Origin of the sequence: Pseudomonas sp. PSKL.D1, from assembly GCF_028898945.1 — a bacterium.
Lineage (GTDB): Bacteria > Pseudomonadota > Gammaproteobacteria > Pseudomonadales > Pseudomonadaceae > Aquipseudomonas.
Genome location: NZ_CP118607.1, coordinates 4503172 through 4520909, shown reverse-complemented (window position 1 = coordinate 4520909; position 17738 = coordinate 4503172). Strand labels below are relative to the sequence as shown.

The 17738-nt window shown below is 62.2% G+C and carries 17 protein-coding genes and 2 tRNA genes; 7 read left to right on the top strand and 12 right to left on the bottom strand.

The genetic code is table 11. From position 1 onward, the window contains the following. Positions 1 to 26: 26 nt before the first annotated feature. A complete protein-coding gene (locus tag PVV54_RS20165; RefSeq protein WP_274906926.1) occupies positions 27 to 230 on the top strand; it encodes a hypothetical protein in 204 nt (67 codons plus the stop codon). Here the strand turns inward: PVV54_RS20165 and PVV54_RS20160 are convergent, their stop codons facing one another. Next, positions 231 to 650 carry a quorum-sensing-regulated virulence factor family protein gene (locus tag PVV54_RS20160; RefSeq protein WP_274906925.1) on the bottom strand — a complete coding sequence of 140 codons (420 nt, stop codon included), beginning with the start codon at positions 648 to 650 and terminating at the stop codon, positions 231 to 233. A gap of 193 nt (positions 651 to 843) precedes the next feature. Here PVV54_RS20160 and PVV54_RS20155 point away from each other — a divergent pair, with 193 nt between their 5' ends. The 3 genes from PVV54_RS20155 to PVV54_RS20145 all read left to right on the top strand — a co-directional run bounded on the left by PVV54_RS20155 (position 844) and on the right by PVV54_RS20145 (position 2822). Next, a complete protein-coding gene (locus PVV54_RS20155; protein WP_274906924.1) occupies positions 844 to 1554 on the top strand; it encodes a tRNA-uridine aminocarboxypropyltransferase in 711 nt (236 codons plus the stop codon). Between the two features lie 180 nt (positions 1555 to 1734). Next, the gene (gene erdR, locus PVV54_RS20150) at positions 1735 to 2385 is read left to right on the top strand and encodes a response regulator transcription factor ErdR (RefSeq protein ID WP_274906923.1); all 651 of its coding nucleotides are present in this window, start codon (positions 1735 to 1737) and stop codon (positions 2383 to 2385) included. Between the two features lie 74 nt (positions 2386 to 2459). Then, positions 2460 to 2822: a diacylglycerol kinase gene (locus tag PVV54_RS20145; protein WP_027595832.1), complete on the top strand. Its 363-nt coding sequence runs from the start codon at positions 2460 to 2462 to the stop codon at positions 2820 to 2822. On the opposite strand, the gene finR is transcribed toward PVV54_RS20145, so the two are convergent. After that, complete coding sequence (gene finR, locus PVV54_RS20140; RefSeq protein WP_274906922.1) at positions 2819 to 3745, bottom strand: LysR family transcriptional regulator FinR; 927 nt, start codon at positions 3743 to 3745, stop codon at positions 2819 to 2821. The two genes, PVV54_RS20145 and finR, sit on opposite strands and share 4 nt — an antisense overlap. 118 nt (positions 3746 to 3863) lie before the next feature. On the opposite strand from finR, the gene fpr reads away from it, so the two are divergent. Further along, positions 3864 to 4643, top strand: coding sequence for a ferredoxin-NADP reductase (fpr, locus tag PVV54_RS20135; protein ID WP_274906921.1), 780 nt, complete (start codon positions 3864 to 3866; stop codon positions 4641 to 4643). 155 nt (positions 4644 to 4798) lie between these two features. Here fpr and tsaA read toward each other — a convergent pair whose 3' ends face one another. The 5 genes from tsaA to rimO form a co-directional block, all read right to left on the bottom strand. After that, complete coding sequence (gene tsaA, locus PVV54_RS20130; protein ID WP_274906920.1) at positions 4799 to 5494, bottom strand: tRNA (N6-threonylcarbamoyladenosine(37)-N6)-methyltransferase TrmO; 696 nt, start codon at positions 5492 to 5494, stop codon at positions 4799 to 4801. A gap of 6 nt (positions 5495 to 5500) precedes the next feature. After that, entirely contained in the window at positions 5501 to 5962 is a 462-nt protein-coding gene (locus PVV54_RS20125) for a DUF1456 family protein (RefSeq protein WP_274906919.1), read from the bottom strand. Positions 5963 to 6008: 46 nt separating this feature from the next. Continuing rightward, the gene (locus PVV54_RS20120) at positions 6009 to 6719 is read right to left on the bottom strand and encodes an rRNA pseudouridine synthase (RefSeq protein WP_274906918.1); all 711 of its coding nucleotides are present in this window, start codon (positions 6717 to 6719) and stop codon (positions 6009 to 6011) included. 119 nt (positions 6720 to 6838) lie between these two features. Beyond that, a complete protein-coding gene (locus PVV54_RS20115; RefSeq protein ID WP_274906917.1) occupies positions 6839 to 7297 on the bottom strand; it encodes a GNAT family N-acetyltransferase in 459 nt (152 codons plus the stop codon). 93 nt (positions 7298 to 7390) lie between these two features. Beyond that, the gene (gene rimO, locus PVV54_RS20110; protein WP_274906916.1) at positions 7391 to 8722 is read right to left on the bottom strand and encodes a 30S ribosomal protein S12 methylthiotransferase RimO; all 1332 of its coding nucleotides are present in this window, start codon (positions 8720 to 8722) and stop codon (positions 7391 to 7393) included. Between the two features lie 236 nt (positions 8723 to 8958). On the opposite strand from rimO, the gene PVV54_RS20105 reads away from it, so the two are divergent. Further along, positions 8959 to 10857 (top strand): potassium transporter Kup, encoded by a 1899-nt coding sequence (locus tag PVV54_RS20105; protein ID WP_274906915.1) that lies wholly within the window; start codon positions 8959 to 8961, stop codon positions 10855 to 10857. Positions 10858 to 10996: 139 nt separating this feature from the next. Here the strand turns inward: PVV54_RS20105 and PVV54_RS20100 are convergent, their stop codons facing one another. The 4 genes from PVV54_RS20100 to PVV54_RS20085 form a co-directional block, all read right to left on the bottom strand. Then, positions 10997 to 12289 (bottom strand): virulence factor family protein, encoded by a 1293-nt coding sequence (locus PVV54_RS20100; RefSeq protein ID WP_274906914.1) that lies wholly within the window; start codon positions 12287 to 12289, stop codon positions 10997 to 10999. Continuing rightward, entirely contained in the window at positions 12289 to 14931 is a 2643-nt protein-coding gene (gene mprF / locus PVV54_RS20095; protein ID WP_274906913.1) for a bifunctional lysylphosphatidylglycerol flippase/synthetase MprF, read from the bottom strand. Before mprF ends, PVV54_RS20100 begins: the two co-directional genes overlap by 1 nt. Before the next feature lie 246 nt (positions 14932 to 15177). Then, a tRNA-Met gene (locus PVV54_RS20090) sits at positions 15178 to 15254 on the bottom strand. 136 nt (positions 15255 to 15390) lie between these two features. Further along, positions 15391 to 15467 (bottom strand) — tRNA-Met (locus PVV54_RS20085). A gap of 210 nt (positions 15468 to 15677) precedes the next feature. Here PVV54_RS20085 and dinB point away from each other — a divergent pair. Next, positions 15678 to 16736, top strand: coding sequence for a DNA polymerase IV (dinB, locus tag PVV54_RS20080; RefSeq protein ID WP_274910472.1), 1059 nt, complete (start codon positions 15678 to 15680; stop codon positions 16734 to 16736). Between the two features lie 33 nt (positions 16737 to 16769). Here dinB and PVV54_RS20075 read toward each other — a convergent pair whose 3' ends face one another. Then, a complete protein-coding gene (locus PVV54_RS20075) occupies positions 16770 to 17723 on the bottom strand; it encodes a hypothetical protein (RefSeq protein WP_274906912.1) in 954 nt (317 codons plus the stop codon). Positions 17724 to 17738: the final 15 nt, after the last annotated feature.

Genomic DNA, 17738 nt, shown 5'->3' with positions numbered 1-17738 from the left:
ACGTTGTCGATGCAGGAGGTGGCGGTATGCATCGCTTGGTCATCGAGGTAGACCGGCAGCTGTATCAGCAGCTGGAGAACGCCGCACAGGATCACCATGTGACCCTGGAGGTAGAGTGCCGCCGACGCCTGGCTGCATTGGAATGTCAGTCACGCCACTTGCAGGCGCTGTTGGCGGAGATGCGCGCCGAGGAAGAACCGCGGCGCAACGAAAACGAAGGGGTGGTCTGATTACTTGCGCTTGTTGCCGGCGGTGCAACTGGCAGCATCAAACGCCTGGTCCATGACCGGTTGGTTGGTCTTGTAGACCGTGAAGCGATAGACCATTACGGCACCCTTGGACATCAGGTTGCGGTAGCCGGTGTTGCGGCAAACGCTATCACCCAGCTGGCTGCGGACCTGTGCGGGGTTTTGTTGCATGCGCGCGGCATGCTCGGCACGCACGCTCAGGTGGTTGACCAGCGCCTTGCCTTCTGCGGTATAGCCCTGGTCGAGAATGTCTTCGTTGATGGCGCGCGGGGTGCCGACGCTGCTCTCCTTGGCCACCTTCTGCAGCATCTTGTTCAGCTCGAATTCCTGCTTGGAAGCCGCTTGGGCCGCCAGTGGCAGAGCGAGCATCAGGCTCAGGGTCGGGACGATAAGACGCAGCATGAATCTCTCCTGGTTCAGTGACTGGCGCTTTGACCTGCGCCGGTGTGTAGCGTTCCGTAGGCCGGTGCCACGATTATAAAAGACCACACTGCACGCCTGCACGGCCAAATGAAGATGGCTCTGGTAGAATGAGCGTCGGTTTTTCCTGAGTTATTGCAGTGTTTATTCTCCAATCAAGCCGAGTAATGCCAGCATGAGCCATGCGGTAGCGCGCCTGCGCGCCGAGCGCCTGGCACGCAGCATCAAACCCTTCATTGCCCGTGGTTCTCGCGCCGAACGTTGCCAGGATTGCCGCGTCATCGCCACCCATTGCCTGTGTGCCTGGAAACCTCGGGTTCAGGCAGAAGCTGGCGTGTGCCTCTTGATGCACGATACCGAGCCGCTCAAGCCCACCAATACCGGCTGGCTGATTGCCGACCTGGTCGAAGATACTTCAGCATTTGGCTGGTTGCGTACGTCAGTGGACGAGCACCTGCTGGCGCTGCTCGACGACCCGCAGTGGCAGCCCTACATTGTCTTCCCCGGTGAATTCGTCGCCCAGGAACGCGTGGTCAGCGAAGTCGTGCGCGAGCCGGGCAAGCGTCCCTTGTTCATCCTGCTCGACGCCACCTGGACCGAAGCGCGCAAGATGTTCCGCAAGAGCCCTTATCTGGACCGCTTCCCGGTGCTCAGCTTGCAGGCCGAGCAAATGTCGCGGTACCGCTTGCGCCGCTCCAAGCGCGACGATCACTTCTGCACCGCCGAAGTCGCGGCCATGTGCCTTGATCTGGCCGGGGACAGCCAGGCCTCCCAGGCGCTGGATGCCTACCTTGACGTGTTCAGCCTGCATTACCTCAACGGCAAGCGCCGCCTGCCAATCGACGAGCAGGACGAGGTGCATCAGCGTTTGCATACCTTCCTATAGTCCAAGGGGCAGGCGGGCTGCTTTGGTTCATAATGTCGGAGCTGGCAGCCAGGGTGGGCGAGGCGGCAGGGCGTTCGGCTTGACCACCCCCGGCCGTGCTCGGCATCCTTGGCGCCGTTTCCCCGCCAGGCGCTTCATTACCCCTGCCTGCGCCTGGCACAGAACAGGATCCACAGATCAATGGCCACTTACGAAATCCTGATAGCCGATGACCACCCGCTGTTTCGTGGCGCCCTGCGCCAGGCTGTAACCCTTGCCTTGGGCGCTGATGTGCGCCTGGTCGAAGTGGCGAGCATCGCCGAGCTGGAAACCCGCCTGAGCGAGAAAGCTGACTGGGACCTGGTCCTGCTGGACCTGAACATGCCCGGTGCCTATGGTTTTTCCGGGTTGGTGCTGCTGCGCGGCCAGTATCCGCAGATCCCGGTGGTGATGGTTTCGGCGCAGGAAGAGGCGGCCGTGGTGGTCAAGTCCCGCGAGTTCGGCGCCAGCGGGTTCATTCCCAAGTCCAGTGGCCTCGAAGTCATTCAGGATGCGGTGCGCAAGGTGCTCGACGGCGAAGTCTGGTGGCCGCCCCAGGCTTTCGAAAAAGTTGACGTCTCGGCTGAAGCCAAAGCTGCCAGTGAGGGCCTTGCCAGCCTCACGCCACAGCAGTTCCGCGTGCTGACCATGGTGTGCGAAGGCTTGCTGAACAAACAGATCGCGTACGAACTGAATGTGTCGGAAGCAACCATCAAGGCCCACGTGACCGCGATTTTCCGTAAGCTCGGTGTACGCACCCGCACTCAGGCGGCACTGTTGCTGCAACAACTTGAATCGGTTGCGAGTAACTGATTGCTCGCGCCTTCACGCTTTTTTGACCGTTGCCGGACTAGTCTGCTGGCCTTTTTACCGGTGAAGTGACTCACATGTCGCCATTCAAAGGCCAGACCGGCCTCAAACGCATCTTCAACGCCGCTGGCTATTCGCTGGACGGCCTGCGCGCCGCCTTCAAAGGCGAAGCGGCTTTCCGCCAACTCGTGCTGCTCAATGTGCTGCTGATCCCGACGGCCTTCTGGTTGCCGGTCAGCCGTGCCGAGCGTGCCATCATGATTGCGGTGTGCCTGCTCGGCTTGATCGTCGAATTGTTCAACTCGGCGGTAGAGGCGGCCATCGACAGGATTTCCCTGGAGCGCCACCCACTGTCGAAAAATGCCAAGGACATGGGCAGCGCCGCGCAACTGGTGGCACTGACCATGGTGGCTCTGGTGTGGGGCGTTATCTTGCTTTAAGCGATCGGCGGCAGGATGATTTCATCACTGCGGGTGTAGCCCGCCGTGAAGTTGCGGCACAGTTCCAGAAACTCGCGCATGGCTGACGTTTGGTACTTCTGCTTGTGCCAGATGAAGTAGAACTGGCGCATCAGGTCCAGGTCCGGGGTTTCTACCGCTACCAGGCTACCGCGCCGGAAGGCATCACGCAGGGCCAGGCGCGAGATGCAGCCAATGCCCAGGCCCGACTCCACGGCCCGCTTGATCGCTTCGGTGTGTTCCAGTTCCAGGCGGATGTTCAGGCTGGTGCGGTGATGGCGCATGGCCTGGTCGAAGGTCAGACGCGTGCCGGAGCCCTGTTCACGCAAAATCCACGCTTCTTGCGACAAGCGCTCCACATCAGCCCGCCCGACCCTGGCCAGCGGGTGTTGTGGGGCGCAGAACACGACCAGTTCATCTTCCACCCAGGGCTGTACTTCCAGGTCCGGGTGATTGCAGTCGCCTTCAATTAGACCCAGATCAATTTCGTAGTGGGCCACCTGTTGCACGATATGCGCAGTGTTCTGCACGTGCAGCTTTACCTGGCTTTCGGGGTGCACCTGCATGAAGCTGCCGATCAGCAAGGTCGCCAGGTAATTGCCAATGGTCAAGGTGGCGCCGACCGCCAACGAGCCGAACCCGGACTTACCGTTGAGCAGGTCTTCGATCTCCTTGGCCTGGTCGAGCAGGGCCACGGCCTGGGGCAGCAGCTGATGGCCGAGTGCGTTGAGCGCCAAGCGCTTACCCGCGCGGTCGAACAACTGGCAGCTTGATTGCCGCTCCAGTTCGGTAATTGAGGTGCTCGCAGCCGACTGGGACAACGCCAGCACACTGGCTGCCCGTGACACGCTCTGGTGCTGGGCGACGGCGACGAATACCTGAAGTTGACGAAGTGTGAATCGCATATCGATATAACCGATAACACATATCTTGATAATTCAGTTAACAGATATTGTCGCTGCCCCTAAACTATCGCGCAACTGCGCGTTTTGCGCGCTGCGTTTTTCTTCAGGAGCCCTGTAAATGAGCAACATGAACCACGAACGTGTCCTCAGTGTGCACCACTGGAACGACACCCTGTTCAGCTTCAAGTGCACCCGCGACCCGGGGCTGCGCTTCGAGAACGGTCAGTTCGTGATGATCGGCCTGCAGCAGGAGACCGGTCGCCCGCTCATGCGCGCCTATTCCATCGCGTCGCCGAACTGGGAAGAGCACTTGGAGTTCTTCAGCATCAAGGTGCCGGATGGCCCGCTGACCTCGCAGCTGCAGCACCTGAAGGAAGGCGATGAGATCATCATCAGCAAGAAGCCTACCGGCACACTGGTGCTCGACGACCTGAACCCGGGCAAGCACCTGTACCTGCTGAGCACCGGCACTGGCCTGGCGCCGTTCATGAGTGTCATCCAGGACCCGGAAACCTACGAGCGCTTCGAAAAAGTGATCCTGGTTCACGGCGTACGCTACGTCAACGAAGTGGCCTACCGCGAGTTCATCACCGAGCACCTGCCGCAGAACGAGTTTTTCGGTGAAGCGGTGCGTGACAAGCTGATCTACTACCCGACCGTGACCCGCGAGCCGTTCGAGAACCAGGGCCGCCTGACCGACCTGATGCGCAGCGGCAAGCTGTTCAGCGACATCGGCCTGCCACCGATCAACCCGCAGGACGACCGCGCCATGATCTGCGGCAGCCCGAGCATGCTCGACGAAACCAGCGAAGTGCTCGACAGCTTCGGTCTGAAGGTGTCGGCGCGTATGCGTGAGCCGGGTGACTACCTGATTGAGCGAGCGTTCGTCGAGAAGTAAGGCGAACTGAAGAAAGAACGCAGACTCCGGTCTGCGTTTTTTTTGCCTGCGCGTTAGCCTGTGCTGGCCTCTCGCGGATAAATCCGCTCCTACAGAATTGCGCCATCTGTAGGAGCGGATTTATCCGCGAGAGGCCAAGCCTGCCCAAAAAACTCTCAGCCTTCCCGCACTACCTCCAGCACCCGGATTACCTCCGGCTGCGGGTAATGCCACCTCACTTGCACATCCCAGAACTTGACCCCGTATACCCGCTCCGGCGCAGGTACCTGATAGGCCGGGCGCGGATCCTGTGCCAGGCACTGCTCGATCAACTCAACCAGCGGCTCATCCAGGCGTAGGGCATGCTCACGTGCCTGGGGCAGGGCAGCCTCCCCCCACTGCACATCAATCGCTTCAGGTGCATCGCTGGCCATAAGATTGCTCGCGCCAGCAACGCTGTCGGCATAGGGCACATAGGGTTTGATATCCAGCACCGGCGTACCGTCAAGCAGGTCGATACCCGATAGCAGCAGCCGCCCAGGCTCCACGCCTTCCAGCCGAACCACGGACTGGCCTATGCCATTCGGCCGATGGGTAGCCCGGGTAGCGAACACCCCCATGCTCTTGTTACCGCCCAGGCGAGGCGGGCGCACTTTCAAGCGTGGTTTGTCCTCCAGCGCCTGGTGGAACAGAAACAGCAGCCAGACATGGCTGACTTGCTCCAGGCCCGCCACCGCATCGCCCTGGTCAAACGGCGGCAGCAGCTCAAGCACCCCGCGCGCTGCCGGGGCCAGTTGTGGCTGGCGCGGGATGGCAAATTTCTCCTTGAAGCAGGAGCGTACGATGCCGACCGGCGAAACCGTATGCTGCATGGCCACTCAGCCGCGCACGCGCTGGGTCAGGCCCTTGAGGAAGTTGCGCAGCAGCTGGTCGCCGCATGGTCGGTAGTTGTCGTGGCCGACTTTGCGGAACAACGCGCTGAGCTCAGGCTTGGACACCGGGAAGTTGACCGACTTAAGGATCGCATGCAGGTCTTCTTCCTTGAGCTCGAACGCCACCCGCAGCTTTTTCAGGATGGTGTTATTGGTTACTGGCAGCTCGACCGGTTGCGGCGGGCGGCTGTCGTCCTTGCCGCGACGGTGGATTACCAAGCCGTCGAGAAAGTGCGCCATCACCCGCTCCGGGCAACGCACGAAGCCAGGCTCGTCTTCCTTCTTCAGGTAGGTGGCCAGGACGATGGGGTTAACTTCGAGGCCGGACAGCGCGATGATTTCGGCCATCTTGGCGTCATTCACCTTGAGCAGATAGCGCAGGCTGCGTAGGACATCGTTGTGGTTCATTGTTGCAAAATCCTGTTCAGAAGCCGCGCGGTATGCGGCCTGGTGCTTAAAAACGTTCGGTGCTGGCCACATAACGCCACTGGCCCAGTGGCAGCTTGCCCATGGGCACGCCGCCCAGGCGGATGCGTCGCATGCTGACCACTTCAAGGCGCAGGTAGGCGCACAGTTCGGCGATCTGCCCGGGCTGCGGGTTTTTCAAGGCCATGCGCAGGTGGGTTTCGTTCTGCCAGCTGGCTTTGGCCTTGGGCAGTTCCCGGTCGTTGCGCGTAGCCCCGCGCGCCAGGCGTTCCAGCGCCTGGGGCGTGGTTTCGCCGCGCACTTCGATGATGTATTCCTGCTCCATGCGGCGCAGGTCGGCGTCGAGCTTGCGGGTGACCCGCCAGTCCTGGGTGAACAGCTGCAGGCCGCTGGCACCCGGTTGCAGGGGGGCTACACAGGTCAGCCGGGCAAAGTGCCCGTGCAAGGGGCGCACGCCCTCGCGGTGGGCGTCGCTGAGGTTGCCCATGTTGATGCTGGCGCGGGCAGCTTCGCTGTCGAGGCCGGCGGGCTGATTGAGCAGCAGGGTAACCGGCTCGAGTGCATCGGCTCGCGCGCCTTGCAGCAGTTCGACGCGTTGGCTGTCGACCTTGAACTGAGGCTGCTCCACGACCACACCATCGACCGTGACCCAGCCACCTTCAATGTAGAGCTCGGCCTCGCGGCGGGAGCAGCCGAGCTGCTCGATGAGGCGTTTGGACAGGCGGACGGGTTCGGACATGGGGGAATTCGCAAGGCAGGTAAAGATGGACATTGTACCTGCCCACAGGCCCTTGATGATGGGAATCTGTGCCAGATGCGCCATTTCGGAAGCGTTGTACGGCATCCTACGTCGTAGTCCTAAGAGGCTGTAGGAATCAGCTTCATGTGCAGCAGGGGGAAGGGTTGCCCCAGGCCGTCCGTTTCCGAGCGGCCAATCACTTCGAACCCCTCGTGCAGGTAAAAGCCCAGGGCTTGAGGGTTTTGCTCGTTCACGTCCAGCGTATGGGCGTTGAGTTCGTTGATGGCGTAACGCAGCAAGCGCTTGCCAATGCCTTGGCCGCGGTGGGTCGGGGCCACGAACAGCATGTCCACGCGGCCGTTGGCCACGCCGGCAAAGCCATGGATGTGGTGGGTGGAGTCTTTGCAGCAAACCAGCATGACGGCGTCCAGGTACTTGCCCAGCACGTGGTCACGCAGCAGTTCGATGTAGCTGTCGGGCAGGAAGTCGTGGGTGGCGCGTACGGAAGCTTCCCAGACCTGGACCAGTTGAGGGTAGTCGCTCAGGTGTGGAGTTTGCAGCGTCAGGGCTGGGGGCATGTGTGTTTTCCTGTGACGAACTCAGGAAAACATAGCTGTAAAAGCGGGGGAGGGATGAAAAAGCCGGGGCCGCCTGGCGACCCCGGCAGAAGGTCAGACAGGCTCAGCCCACATGTCGTACTCGTCTGCATCGACGATGCGGCAACGCACCTTGTCACCTGGCTTGAAGCCATGGTCGCCATCGATGAACACGCTGCCGTCGATTTCCGGCGCATCGAAGAAGCTGCGGCCAACCGAACCCTGCTCTTCGACTTCGTCGATCAGCACTTCGATTTCCTTGCCAATGCGCAGCTGCAGGCGGGCGGAGCTGATGGCTTGCTGGTGGGCCATGAAGCGGTCCCAACGGTCCTGTTTGATGTCGTCCGGCACTTCTTCCAGGCCCAGGTCATTGGCCGGGGCGCCTTCAACCGGCGAGTACTGGAAGCAGCCCACGCGGTCGAGCTGGGCTTCGGTCAGCCAGTCCAGCAGGTACTGGAAGTCTTCTTCGGTCTCGCCAGGGAAACCGACGATGAAGGTGGAGCGGATCACCAGCTCCGGGCACTGCTCGCGCCAGTTCTTGATGCGCGCCAGGGTGCGGTCTTCGAAGGCCGGGCGCTTCATGGCCTTGAGCACTTTCGGGCTGGCGTGCTGGAACGGGATGTCCAGGTACGGCAGGATCTTGCCGGCGGCCATCAGCGGGATCACGTCATCGACGTTCGGGTATGGGTACACGTAGTGCAGGCGTACCCACGCGCCCAGGCTGCTCAGTGCTTCGCACAGCTCAAGCATACGGGTCTTGACCGGGCGGCCGTTCCAGAAGTCGGTCTTGTACTTGACGTCCACGCCGTAGGCGCTGGTGTCCTGGGAGATAACCAGGATTTCCTTCACGCCGGCCTTGACCAGGCGCTCGGCCTCGCTCAGCACCTCGCCCACCGGGCGGCTGACCAGTTTGCCGCGCATCGACGGGATGATGCAGAAGCTGCAGCTGTGGTTGCAGCCTTCGGAGATTTTCAGATACGCGTAGTGGCGCGGGGTCAGCTTGACGCCCTGCGGCGGCACCAGGTCGATCAGCGGGTTGTGGTCCTGGCGTGGCGGCACCACCTCGTGCACGGCATTGACCACCTGCTCGTACTGCTGCGGGCCGGTGACCGACAGCACGCTCGGGTGCACGTCACGGATGCTGCCTTCTTCGACACCCATGCAGCCGGTGACGATGACTTTGCCGTTTTCCTTGATCGCTTCGCCGATCACTTCCAGCGATTCGGCCTTGGCGCTGTCGATGAAGCCGCAGGTGTTGACCACCACCACGTCGGCGTCCTCGTAGGTGGGCACGACTTCATAACCTTCCATGCGCAGCTGGGTCAGGATGCGCTCGGAATCGACCAGGGCCTTGGGGCAGCCCAGGCTGACGAATCCGACCTTGGGGGTGGCGGGAGTGGTGGACATGACTAACCTCGGTATTGAATGCAGGCCGCCCGGCCGGTAACGGGGGCGATCCTGAGCGGGCGCTTTTGGCGCCTCTGATCAAAAAGTGCGCAATTCTAGCGAGCGCAAGGTCGCTTGACCAGCAGAAAAGCGACGAACGCTGCGCTATGCTTCGCGCCGTTGTGCCGGGGTTTTGCTGGCGCCTGGGCACAAGGGTGAATTTTACCGGTCTACAGGGCCTTCTGCAGGAGTGGTCGATGGTGCAGGCAAGCAGTCAGGCCGAAGGCGGGCAGGGGGCGGCGCGGTCGCTGGGCCTGCTGGTGGCAGCGGTCGGGGTGGTGTATGGCGACATTGGCACCAGCCCGCTTTATACCCTCAAGGAAGTGTTCAGTGGGGGCTATGGGGTGCCGGTCAACCATGATGGCGTACTGGGCATCTTGTCGCTGATCCTCTGGTCCTTGCTGTGGGTGGTGTCGTTCAAGTATGTGATGTTCATCCTGCGTGCCGACAACCAGGGTGAAGGCGGCACCATGGCACTCACCGCGTTGGCGCGGCGGGCCACGGCGGCCTATCCGCGGCTGCGCACCCTGATGGTTATTTGCGGGTTGATCGGGGCCTCGCTGTTCTATGGCGACAGCATGATCACGCCGGCGGTGTCGGTGCTGTCGGCGGTAGAAGGCATGGGCCTGGCCTTTGATGGCATCGACCACTGGGTTGTGCCGATATCGCTGGTGGTGCTGGTGGCGCTGTTCGTGGTGCAAAAACATGGCACCGACAAGATCGGCAAGCTGTTCGGCCCGATCATGGTCACCTGGTTCGTGGTGCTGGGCGCGTTGGGCGTGCATGGCATTGCCCAGAGCCCCGAAGTGCTCAAGGCGTTCAACCCGGGTTGGGCGGTGAACTTTTTCATCGTGCACCCGGGCATGGGCGTGGCCATTCTGGGCGCCGTGGTGCTGGCGCTTACCGGCGCCGAGGCGCTTTATGCCGACATGGGCCACTTTGGCCGCAAGCCGATCGCCCGGGCCTGGTTCGCTTTGGTGCTGCCGGCGCTGGTGCTCAATTATTTTGGTCAGGGCGCGATTCTGCTGCAAAACCCTGACGCCGCGCGCAACCCGTTCTACTTGCTGGCGCCAGGCTGGGCGCTCTTGCCGTTGGTCGGCTTGGCGACCATGGCCACGGTGATTGCCTCTCAGGCAGTGATTTCGGGGGCGTTCTCCCTCACGCGCCAGGCGATCCAGCTTGGATACATACCGCGCATGCAGATCCAGCACACCTCCAGCGATGAGCAGGGGCAAATTTACATAGGTGCCGTGAACTGGACGCTGATGGTCGGCGTGGTGCTGCTGGTGATCGGTTTCGAGTCCTCTGGCGCGCTGGCGGCCGCTTATGGTGTTGCCGTGACAGGCACCATGCTGATGACCACCATCCTGGTGTCGGCGGTGATGCTGCTGCTGTGGAAGTGGCCACCGGTGCTGGCAGTGCCGATTCTGGTGGGCTTTCTGTTCGTGGACGGGCTGTTCTTTGCCGCCAACGTACCAAAAATTGTACAGGGTGGGGCCTTCCCGGTGCTGGCGGGTGGGGTGTTGTTCTTGCTGATGAGTACCTGGAAGCGGGGCAAGCAGATTCTGGTCGAGCGCATCGATGAAGGCGGTTTGCCGTTGCCGGTCTTCATCAGCAGCATCCGCGTGCAGCCCCCGCACCGGGTTGAAGGCACGGCGGTGTTCCTGACGGCAAGGCCGGACGCGGTACCCCATGCGCTGCTGCACAACATGTTGCATAACCAGGTGCTGCACAGCCAGGTGGTGCTGCTGACGGTGGTGAGCGAGGACAGGCCGCGGGTGCCCGAGCAGGAGTGCTTCGAGGTGGAGGCTTATGGGGATGGCTTCTTCCGGGTGCTGTTGCACTTTGGCTTCATGGACGAGCCGGACGTGCCGGCGGCGCTGAAGTTGTGCCACCTGGACGAGCTGGACTTCAGCCCGATGCGCACCACTTACTTCCTCAGCCGCGAGACGGTGATTGCCTCGCGGCTTGAGGGGATGTCGCGGTGGCGGGGGAATTTGTTCGCGTTCTTGCTGAAGAATGCCAACGGCAACTTGAGGTTCTTCAATTTGCCGTTGAACCGGGTGATCGAGTTGGGGACGCAGGTTGAGATCTGATGCGGGCGCGTACCCTGTAGGAGCGGCTTTAGCCGCGAACACCGGCGAAGCCGGTGCCATCTACGGCATCGTCTGCATCGCGGCGGTCCGACGTCTCGGTGAATCCGCTCCTACAGGTAATGCGCATCCTTATACATCGTCAGTTCTGCTCCGCCACGCTGGCCTTGCCCTGACGCGTTTCGATCTCGCCAATCAACCGCTTGGCCAGCGCCGGGTAGTTCTCATCAAAGTGGTGGCCACCCGGTAGTTTCAGGCGTTCACCCACCGCAGTCTTGTCGGTACAACCGCTCTCGTCGGTTTCTTCCACCCCATAAATGCACACCACTTTGGAAGCCGGCAGCTTGGCCATTTCCGGCCCGGTGGGGGCTTCCTGGCCTTCCTTGCCCAGCCAGCCCTCCACCTCGATCTCGAAGCTGCCACTGCGGGCGAAGGCCAGCAGCATCACGGCATCGATGCGTTGCTGGTCTTCGGCGGGCAGGCGGTTGTAGATCGCTGGCAGTACGTCGGCGCCGAACGAGTAGCCGGTCAACACAAAGCGCTTGGTGCCCCATTTCTGACGGTAGTGCTGCATCAGTTCCGACAAGTCTGCGGCACTTTGCTCCGGCGTTTTGTGCTGCCAGTAGTAGCGCAGGGTATCGATGCCCACCACCGGGAAACCGAGCTTGGCCATTTCGCCGGCCACGTCGCGGTCCAGGTCGCGCCAGCCGCCATCGCCAGAGAGGAACAGGGTAACGGTGTCGGTGGACTGGCCAGCTGGCACTTCAACCACCGGGATGGCCAGTGCGTTGCCGTCCCGGCCAACCAGGGCCTGGGTCAATTGTGCCTTGAGCACTTGCGGCAGGTGAATGTCATAGTCGCTGATGCTGGTTTCGGCGTTGGCCTGGTCACGCACGAAGGCGGCGCTGGCGTCGTCCGGGTTGTCGTTCCAGGCCACGTTCCAGTGGCCGTGGGCGGCGGACTTTGGCAGGGCGGCGGAGCAGCCGGGCTGCTCGAGGCTGAAGTCCACGGAAATGGCCCGGGCCTTGTCATCGTTCTGGCTGGCCAGCCAGCGCCAGGCTTGGGCCGCGCCGGGGCCGATGCCGGCAACCAGAGTGGGCTTTTCCGACAGTTGGGTCAGCGCCTGGTCCATCGCCTGCTGCTGTTTGGTGCAATCGGTTGGCGGCAGGATGACCTGTACCAGCTGGGCTTCACCTGCCTGGCTCAGGTCCAGCAGCTGCTTGTCGGTCAGCGCCTGGTCCTGCGGCACGCCGATGGCGACCCGGGCTTTGGCATGCACGCCGGGCGTGACCCGGGTGATGTTGAGGTCATTGAGGGTGAGTTGCTCTACGCGAGCCTCTGGTGCCGGGCGGGCCCACAGCCAGAAGGCCAGGGCGCCGGCCAGCGCGGCCAGCAGCAGGGGTAACAATACGTACAGCCAATAGCGTCGGATCATCAGCGTTTCACCAATCCAGTCAGGCCGCCAGCGATCAGGGCGGCGGTATCAGCCAGTGCAACCAGCGGGTCCAGCCCGGCGGGTACGGCCATGTAACGGGGTTCCCAGTCCGGCTGGAACTTGTCTTTGAAGCGCCGCAGGCCCTGGAAGTTGTAAAGCTGCTCGCCGCGGCGGAACACCATCGAACCCAGGCGTTGGGTCAACGGTGCGCCGCGCCGCGGCTGCAGGCCGGAAAGTGGGACCATGCCCAGGCTGAAGCGGCCGTAGTCATGGCCTTTGTAGTGCATGATCAGGCCGACCATCATGAATTCCATGGTCAGTTTCGGCGCCTCGGGGTGGGCGCGCATCAGGTCAAGGCTGGCCAGCTCGTTGCTGTGGGTTTCCAGCAAGTTGGCAAAGGCTACCGGCCGGCCCTGGAAGCGGATCAGCGCAATGCGGAAGTGCTGCAGGTACTCGGGGCTGAAGCGCCCCAGCGAGAAGCCTTTTTCACGCACGTTCTTGCCGCCGAGCCAGGCGTCGGAAATTTCCTTGAGTTCGGCCAACGGTGCCTGGCCGGGTTCGTGAATTTCCAGGCTCAGGCCATCGCGGCCACCACGGTTCCAGGTGTAGCGCAGGTCTTTCATCTCCTTGCCCTTGGCTTCGAGGTCGAAGCGGCGCAGGTCGACGCGTGCTTCTTCGCCGAGCTTCAGGGCGGTCAGGCCGATGTCCATGTAGAAGGGCAGGTTCTCGGCGCGCACCTGGTAGAACACCGGGCGAGCGTGATGCAGATCGCACAGGTCGCGGAACTGCCAGATCATTTCGGCGCGTTCCTGGGCCGGGCCGATCGGGTCGTACAGCGCCACCAGGCTGCGGCCGCGACGGGCGTACATGAGGAAAGCGTTGCCATTGGGGTGGAACAGCAGCGCCTTGTCACCGGTCAGGGCCAGGCCGCCATCGGGCTGGTCGGACGCCAGCAGGATGGCATTGGCACGTTGCAGCTCCTCTTCATCGGGCAGGTGGATGACCGGGCGGGCCGTGCGCAGCAGCCACGTCAAGGCAACAATTACCAGCAGCACGGCGCTACCCATGGCGGCCCGCAAGCCGCGAGGTGCGTCGGCGTCGAGGGTGAATTGCCACCAGAGTTTGTGGGTGTACGGCACGTCCTGGTAAGCAAACAGCAACAGCCATACCGAGGCGCCGACCACACAGGCACTGGCGACCAGGTACACGGGGGAGAAGGGCAGTTCCAGCAAGCGGCTTGGGCGGTAGAACGAACGGCGGAACAGTGCCAGCAACGCAGCAGTGGCCGTGAGCAGGCACGCCTCTTCCCAGTCGAAGCCTTTGAGCAGTGACAGCAGGGCGCCCACCAGTAGCAGTACCGTGGTCAGCAACCAGGCAGCGGACAACCGGCGGCGCAAGCCTTGGGCCAGCAGCAGGCACAATACACCGATCAGGCTGGCGCCGAAGTGCGAGGCATCAATCAGGCGGTGCGGCACCAGAAAGCCCATGTGCTCCAGGCGGGTGTCGATTTCCGGGGTAGCGCCGGAAAACAGCAGCACCACACCCGAGAGGAACACCAGAATGGCCAGAATTGGCGCCGCCAGCCCGGAAGCAGCCTTGATGGCTTGTTGCGCAAACAGCAAGCGACGGGCTTCGGTGGCCAGCAGCAGCACGCACGCCAGCAGCAACGGCAGCACCACGTAGATCAGCCGGTACAACAGCAGGGCAGCGGCCAGCGGGGCGGCGCCCAGTTGGTCGGCGAAGGCTGCCAGCAGGATCGCTTCGAAAACACCCACGCCACCCGGTACGTGGCTGAGTACGCCGGCTGCCAGGGCCAGCAGGTAAACCAGTACGAACGCACCAAAGGGCGGGGCCTCTGGCAGCAGCAAGTAGAGCACGGTGGCGGCGGCTGCCACGTCCAGTGCGGTAATCAGCAGTTGCAGGGCGGCCAGGCGCGCGCCGGGCAGGCGCAAGGTGCGTCGCCCTACCTGCACAAGCACGTTGTCGGCAATGGGCTGTTCTGCCTGGCGGCGGCGGTACAAGCCAATCACCAGCACGGCGGTGAGGGCGAGCACGGCAAGGGCAATACCAGCCAACATGCCAGGTGGCAGGCGCAGGGCGGTGGACGCTGCTGGCAGGTTGCTCAGGGTGGCCAGCGCAGCAAGCGGCGGCAGTGCGCAGCCAAGGGACAGGCTGGCAAATACCGTCATGCGTGCCACTTCTGCAGCCCCCAGGCCTTGGCGCGCGTACAGGCGATAGCGCACCGAGCCGCCAGAAAGCATGGAAAGGCCAATCGCGTTACCAATGGCGAATGCGCTGAAGCCTCCCATCACCAAGGTACGTGCCGGTAGTTTTACCCCGGCGTAACGGCTGGCTGACCATTCATAGCCCAGCAGGATCACAAAGCCTGCGGCTGTGGCCAGCAACGCGCCCAGCAGCGACTGCGTCGGCACGCTGAGGATGGCATCGTGCAGCGCGTAGATGTCCAGTTCGCTTAGCAGGTGCCGGCAGGCAATCAGCGCCATGGCGAACAGCAGCAACGTCACGCCAAGGCCGATCGGCTGGCGATAACGGCTCAGGCGCTCAAGCCAGGGCAAACGTTGCGCGGCAGCTGGCAGGGCCGAGGCGAGCGGCGCCTGGGGTTCTGGGTTGTGGGAGGTCATGACTGGCCTCGTGCGCACAGCGCGAGGCGGGGGGAAGGTACGGCCAAGTGAAAGTCCCTTAGAAAAACGTATCCAGATATTACTCCGGCCAACATGACTTTCAGTCGTCCGGCACGGTTAAAGATAGTTCATCCTGAACAGGGCATCTCAACTGTGGGGGATGGCAGCTGCGTGAATAGTTTTTAAGGGACGAAAACAACAAACCCCGCGCTGCTGTTACACAGGCGGGGTTTGTTCTGACGAATATGGTTGCGGGAGCCGGATTTGAACCGACGACCTTCGGGTTATGAGCCCGACGAGCTACCAGGCTGCTCCATCCCGCGTCAGAGGGGCGCATTCTACAGTTTCTAACCTGTTGGTCAAGCGCTAACTGCGGATACGTGCGAAATATCAGCAGGGCAGGTTTTCTTGAGGCCAAAGAAAAAGGCCACTGCGTTAACAGTGGCCTTTTCTCGAATCTGGTTGCGGGAGCCGGATTTGAACCGACGACCTTCGGGTTATGAGCCCGACGAGCTACCAGGCTGCTCCATCCCGCGCCTGTGAGATCGAATTCTACGGATTTGCTTCCGAGTGTCAAGTTTTTATTTGGAAAAACCTTTTTTGTTCAAACCCTTAGCGTTCGCTGGGACGTCGCGGCTCAGGCACGGCGCGGCTTTCAGGCCAATTACCGCTGCCGGGCGTGTGCAGGCAGGAGGGCATACGGTAATATCTGTATGAATTTACAGTGCTGACGGTCATCCATGTCCCTGCGCAAGATCATCCACATCGACTGCGATTGCTTTTACGCTGCGATCGAGATGCGTGACGACCCGCGCCTGGCAGGGCGGCCAATGGCGGTCGGCGGCTCGCCCGATCATCGCGGCGTGATTGCCACCTGTAATTATGAAGCGCGTGCCTACGGCGTGCGCTCCGCCATGTCGTCCCGCCATGCACTCAAGTTGTGCCCCGACCTGTTGATCGTCAAGCCGCGTTTCGACGCCTACCGCGAAGCCTCCCGCGAGATTCACACGATTTTCCGCGACTACACCGAGTTGATCGAGCCACTGTCGCTGGATGAGGCGTATCTGGACGTGACTGACAGCCAGTGGTTCGCCGGCAGCGCCACACGTATTGCCGAAGACATCCGCCGCCGCGTGGCCCGCACCCTGCACATCACGGTGTCGGCGGGTGTGGCGCCTAACAAGTTCCTGGCCAAGATCGCCAGCGACTGGCGCAAGCCCAACGGGCTGTTCGTCATCACCCCCGATGAAGTAGAGCCGTTTGTGGCAGCGTTACCGGTTGCCAGGCTGCACGGCGTAGGCAAAGTGACGGCAGACAAGCTGGCGCGGCTGGGCATCGACACCTGCCAGGACATGCGAGACTGGTCACGCCTGGCCCTGGTGCGTGAATTCGGTAGTTTTGGTGAACGTTTGTGGGGGTTGGCGCGGGGGATTGACGAGCGGGCGGTGCACAACGACAGCCGTCGGCAATCGGTCAGCGTCGAAAACACCTACGACACCGACCTGCCGGACCTGGCCAGCTGCCTGGCACGGCTGCCCGAACTGCTCGACAGCCTGAATGAGCGGATCGCTCGAATGGACAGCAGCTACCGGCCCGACAAGCCCTTCGTAAAGGTGAAGTTCCACGACTTCAGCCAGACCACGATGGAGCAGGCGGGGGCGGGCAGGGACCTGGAAAGTTACCGGCAGTTGCTGAAGCAGGCTTTCGCGCGGGGTGGCAAACCCGTGCGTTTGCTGGGGGTGGGAGTAAGGCTGCGGGATTTGCGTGGTGGCCATGAACAGCTGGAGCTGTTCCCGCCTCTATAAAAGAAGGGGCCGTACTGCTACGGCCCCTTTCTGTTACTGCACGCCAGGATCAGCCACCAACCGGCCAGTGGCCTTGGTCAGTGCCTGCAAAAATTCCTGCTGCAGCTCCGGATCATTGCGGGTCAGCTCGATCAGGCTCTGCTCCATCTCGCTGGCTTCCTCTTCCAGGCCCAGCTCCGACAGGCGCTTGACCCGGTGTACCCATTGCCCCACATCGCCACCTTCGAGGTCATCGAAAATCAGCTCGTGGGCCTCCTGCAGCTTGTTGCGCAGCGTAGCGCTGACCAGCAGGCTGGCGTCGCCACGCACGGCGTTGTCCTCGTCGACCACTTGCAAGTGCAGGGTGCCGACGTGGTTCAGGTGCTGCTCGGAGAACGGGCTGTCCAGCAGGTTAAGGCGCAGGATGCCATTGCGGTCGGTCGTCAGCTCGTGGGTCAGTTTGCCAGCTTTCACCTCGACCAGGCGCTCGCTCCACGGCAGGCTGGTGTATTCCTCGCGTTTGTCCTTCTGCACTTCGCTGATCCCGGCCAGGTTCTGCTGGGCGCGACCATTGGACTGCACGTTCATGAACGGGTTAAGCCCCGCCACGCCATAGCTGAGCCAGTCGTGGGTGACGCTGTCCGGCAGGTTGCCCAGCGCGAACACGTTGACCACATTGGCGCCAACCCCGGCCACCACCGCCACCGCGCCCAGCGGGATTTCGTAAACCTCCCGCCAGGGCTGGTATGGCGTGTAGCGGTCGTAGCGTCGGGTCACTTCGAACTCGGTAACTTCGAAGCGTTTCTGTTCATGAATGCGCACGCGCCGCTGCGGAAGCTCCATCACCTTCGGCTCGCCGACATCGATCTGCAGGGTGTGCTCGAGCAGTTTGCGCTCGACGCGCTCCTCATGCTCGCTGCGCTGGGACATCTGGTTGGCGCAGCCGCTGAGGAACAGGGCGCCGCACAGTGCGGCGCCCCCCAGGGTAAAGGTACTTCGCTTGGACATGATCACTCGTGCTTT

Excerpts from the sequence above, each read along its gene's own strand:
- PVV54_RS20165 (WP_274906926.1), top strand. The coding sequence starts at position 27 with ATGCATCGCTTGGTCATCGAGGTAGACCGGCAGCTGTATCAGCAGCTG.
- PVV54_RS20160 (WP_274906925.1), bottom strand. The coding sequence starts at position 650 with ATGCTGCGTCTTATCGTCCCGACCCTGAGCCTGATGCTCGCTCTGCCA.
- PVV54_RS20155 (WP_274906924.1), top strand. The coding sequence starts at position 844 with ATGAGCCATGCGGTAGCGCGCCTGCGCGCCGAGCGCCTGGCACGCAGC.
- erdR (WP_274906923.1), top strand. The coding sequence starts at position 1,735 with ATGGCCACTTACGAAATCCTGATAGCCGATGACCACCCGCTGTTTCGT.
- PVV54_RS20145 (WP_027595832.1), top strand. The coding sequence starts at position 2,460 with ATGTCGCCATTCAAAGGCCAGACCGGCCTCAAACGCATCTTCAACGCC.
- finR (WP_274906922.1), bottom strand. The coding sequence starts at position 3,745 with ATGCGATTCACACTTCGTCAACTTCAGGTATTCGTCGCCGTCGCCCAG.
- fpr (WP_274906921.1), top strand. The coding sequence starts at position 3,864 with ATGAGCAACATGAACCACGAACGTGTCCTCAGTGTGCACCACTGGAAC.
- tsaA (WP_274906920.1), bottom strand. The coding sequence starts at position 5,494 with ATGCAGCATACGGTTTCGCCGGTCGGCATCGTACGCTCCTGCTTCAAG.
- PVV54_RS20125 (WP_274906919.1), bottom strand. The coding sequence starts at position 5,962 with ATGAACCACAACGATGTCCTACGCAGCCTGCGCTATCTGCTCAAGGTG.
- PVV54_RS20120 (WP_274906918.1), bottom strand. The coding sequence starts at position 6,719 with ATGTCCGAACCCGTCCGCCTGTCCAAACGCCTCATCGAGCAGCTCGGC.
- PVV54_RS20115 (WP_274906917.1), bottom strand. The coding sequence starts at position 7,297 with ATGCCCCCAGCCCTGACGCTGCAAACTCCACACCTGAGCGACTACCCT.
- rimO (WP_274906916.1), bottom strand. The coding sequence starts at position 8,722 with ATGTCCACCACTCCCGCCACCCCCAAGGTCGGATTCGTCAGCCTGGGC.
- PVV54_RS20105 (WP_274906915.1), top strand. The coding sequence starts at position 8,959 with ATGGTGCAGGCAAGCAGTCAGGCCGAAGGCGGGCAGGGGGCGGCGCGG.
- PVV54_RS20100 (WP_274906914.1), bottom strand. The coding sequence starts at position 12,289 with ATGATCCGACGCTATTGGCTGTACGTATTGTTACCCCTGCTGCTGGCC.
- mprF (WP_274906913.1), bottom strand. The coding sequence starts at position 14,931 with ATGACCTCCCACAACCCAGAACCCCAGGCGCCGCTCGCCTCGGCCCTG.
- PVV54_RS20075 (WP_274906912.1), bottom strand. The coding sequence starts at position 17,723 with ATGTCCAAGCGAAGTACCTTTACCCTGGGGGGCGCCGCACTGTGCGGC.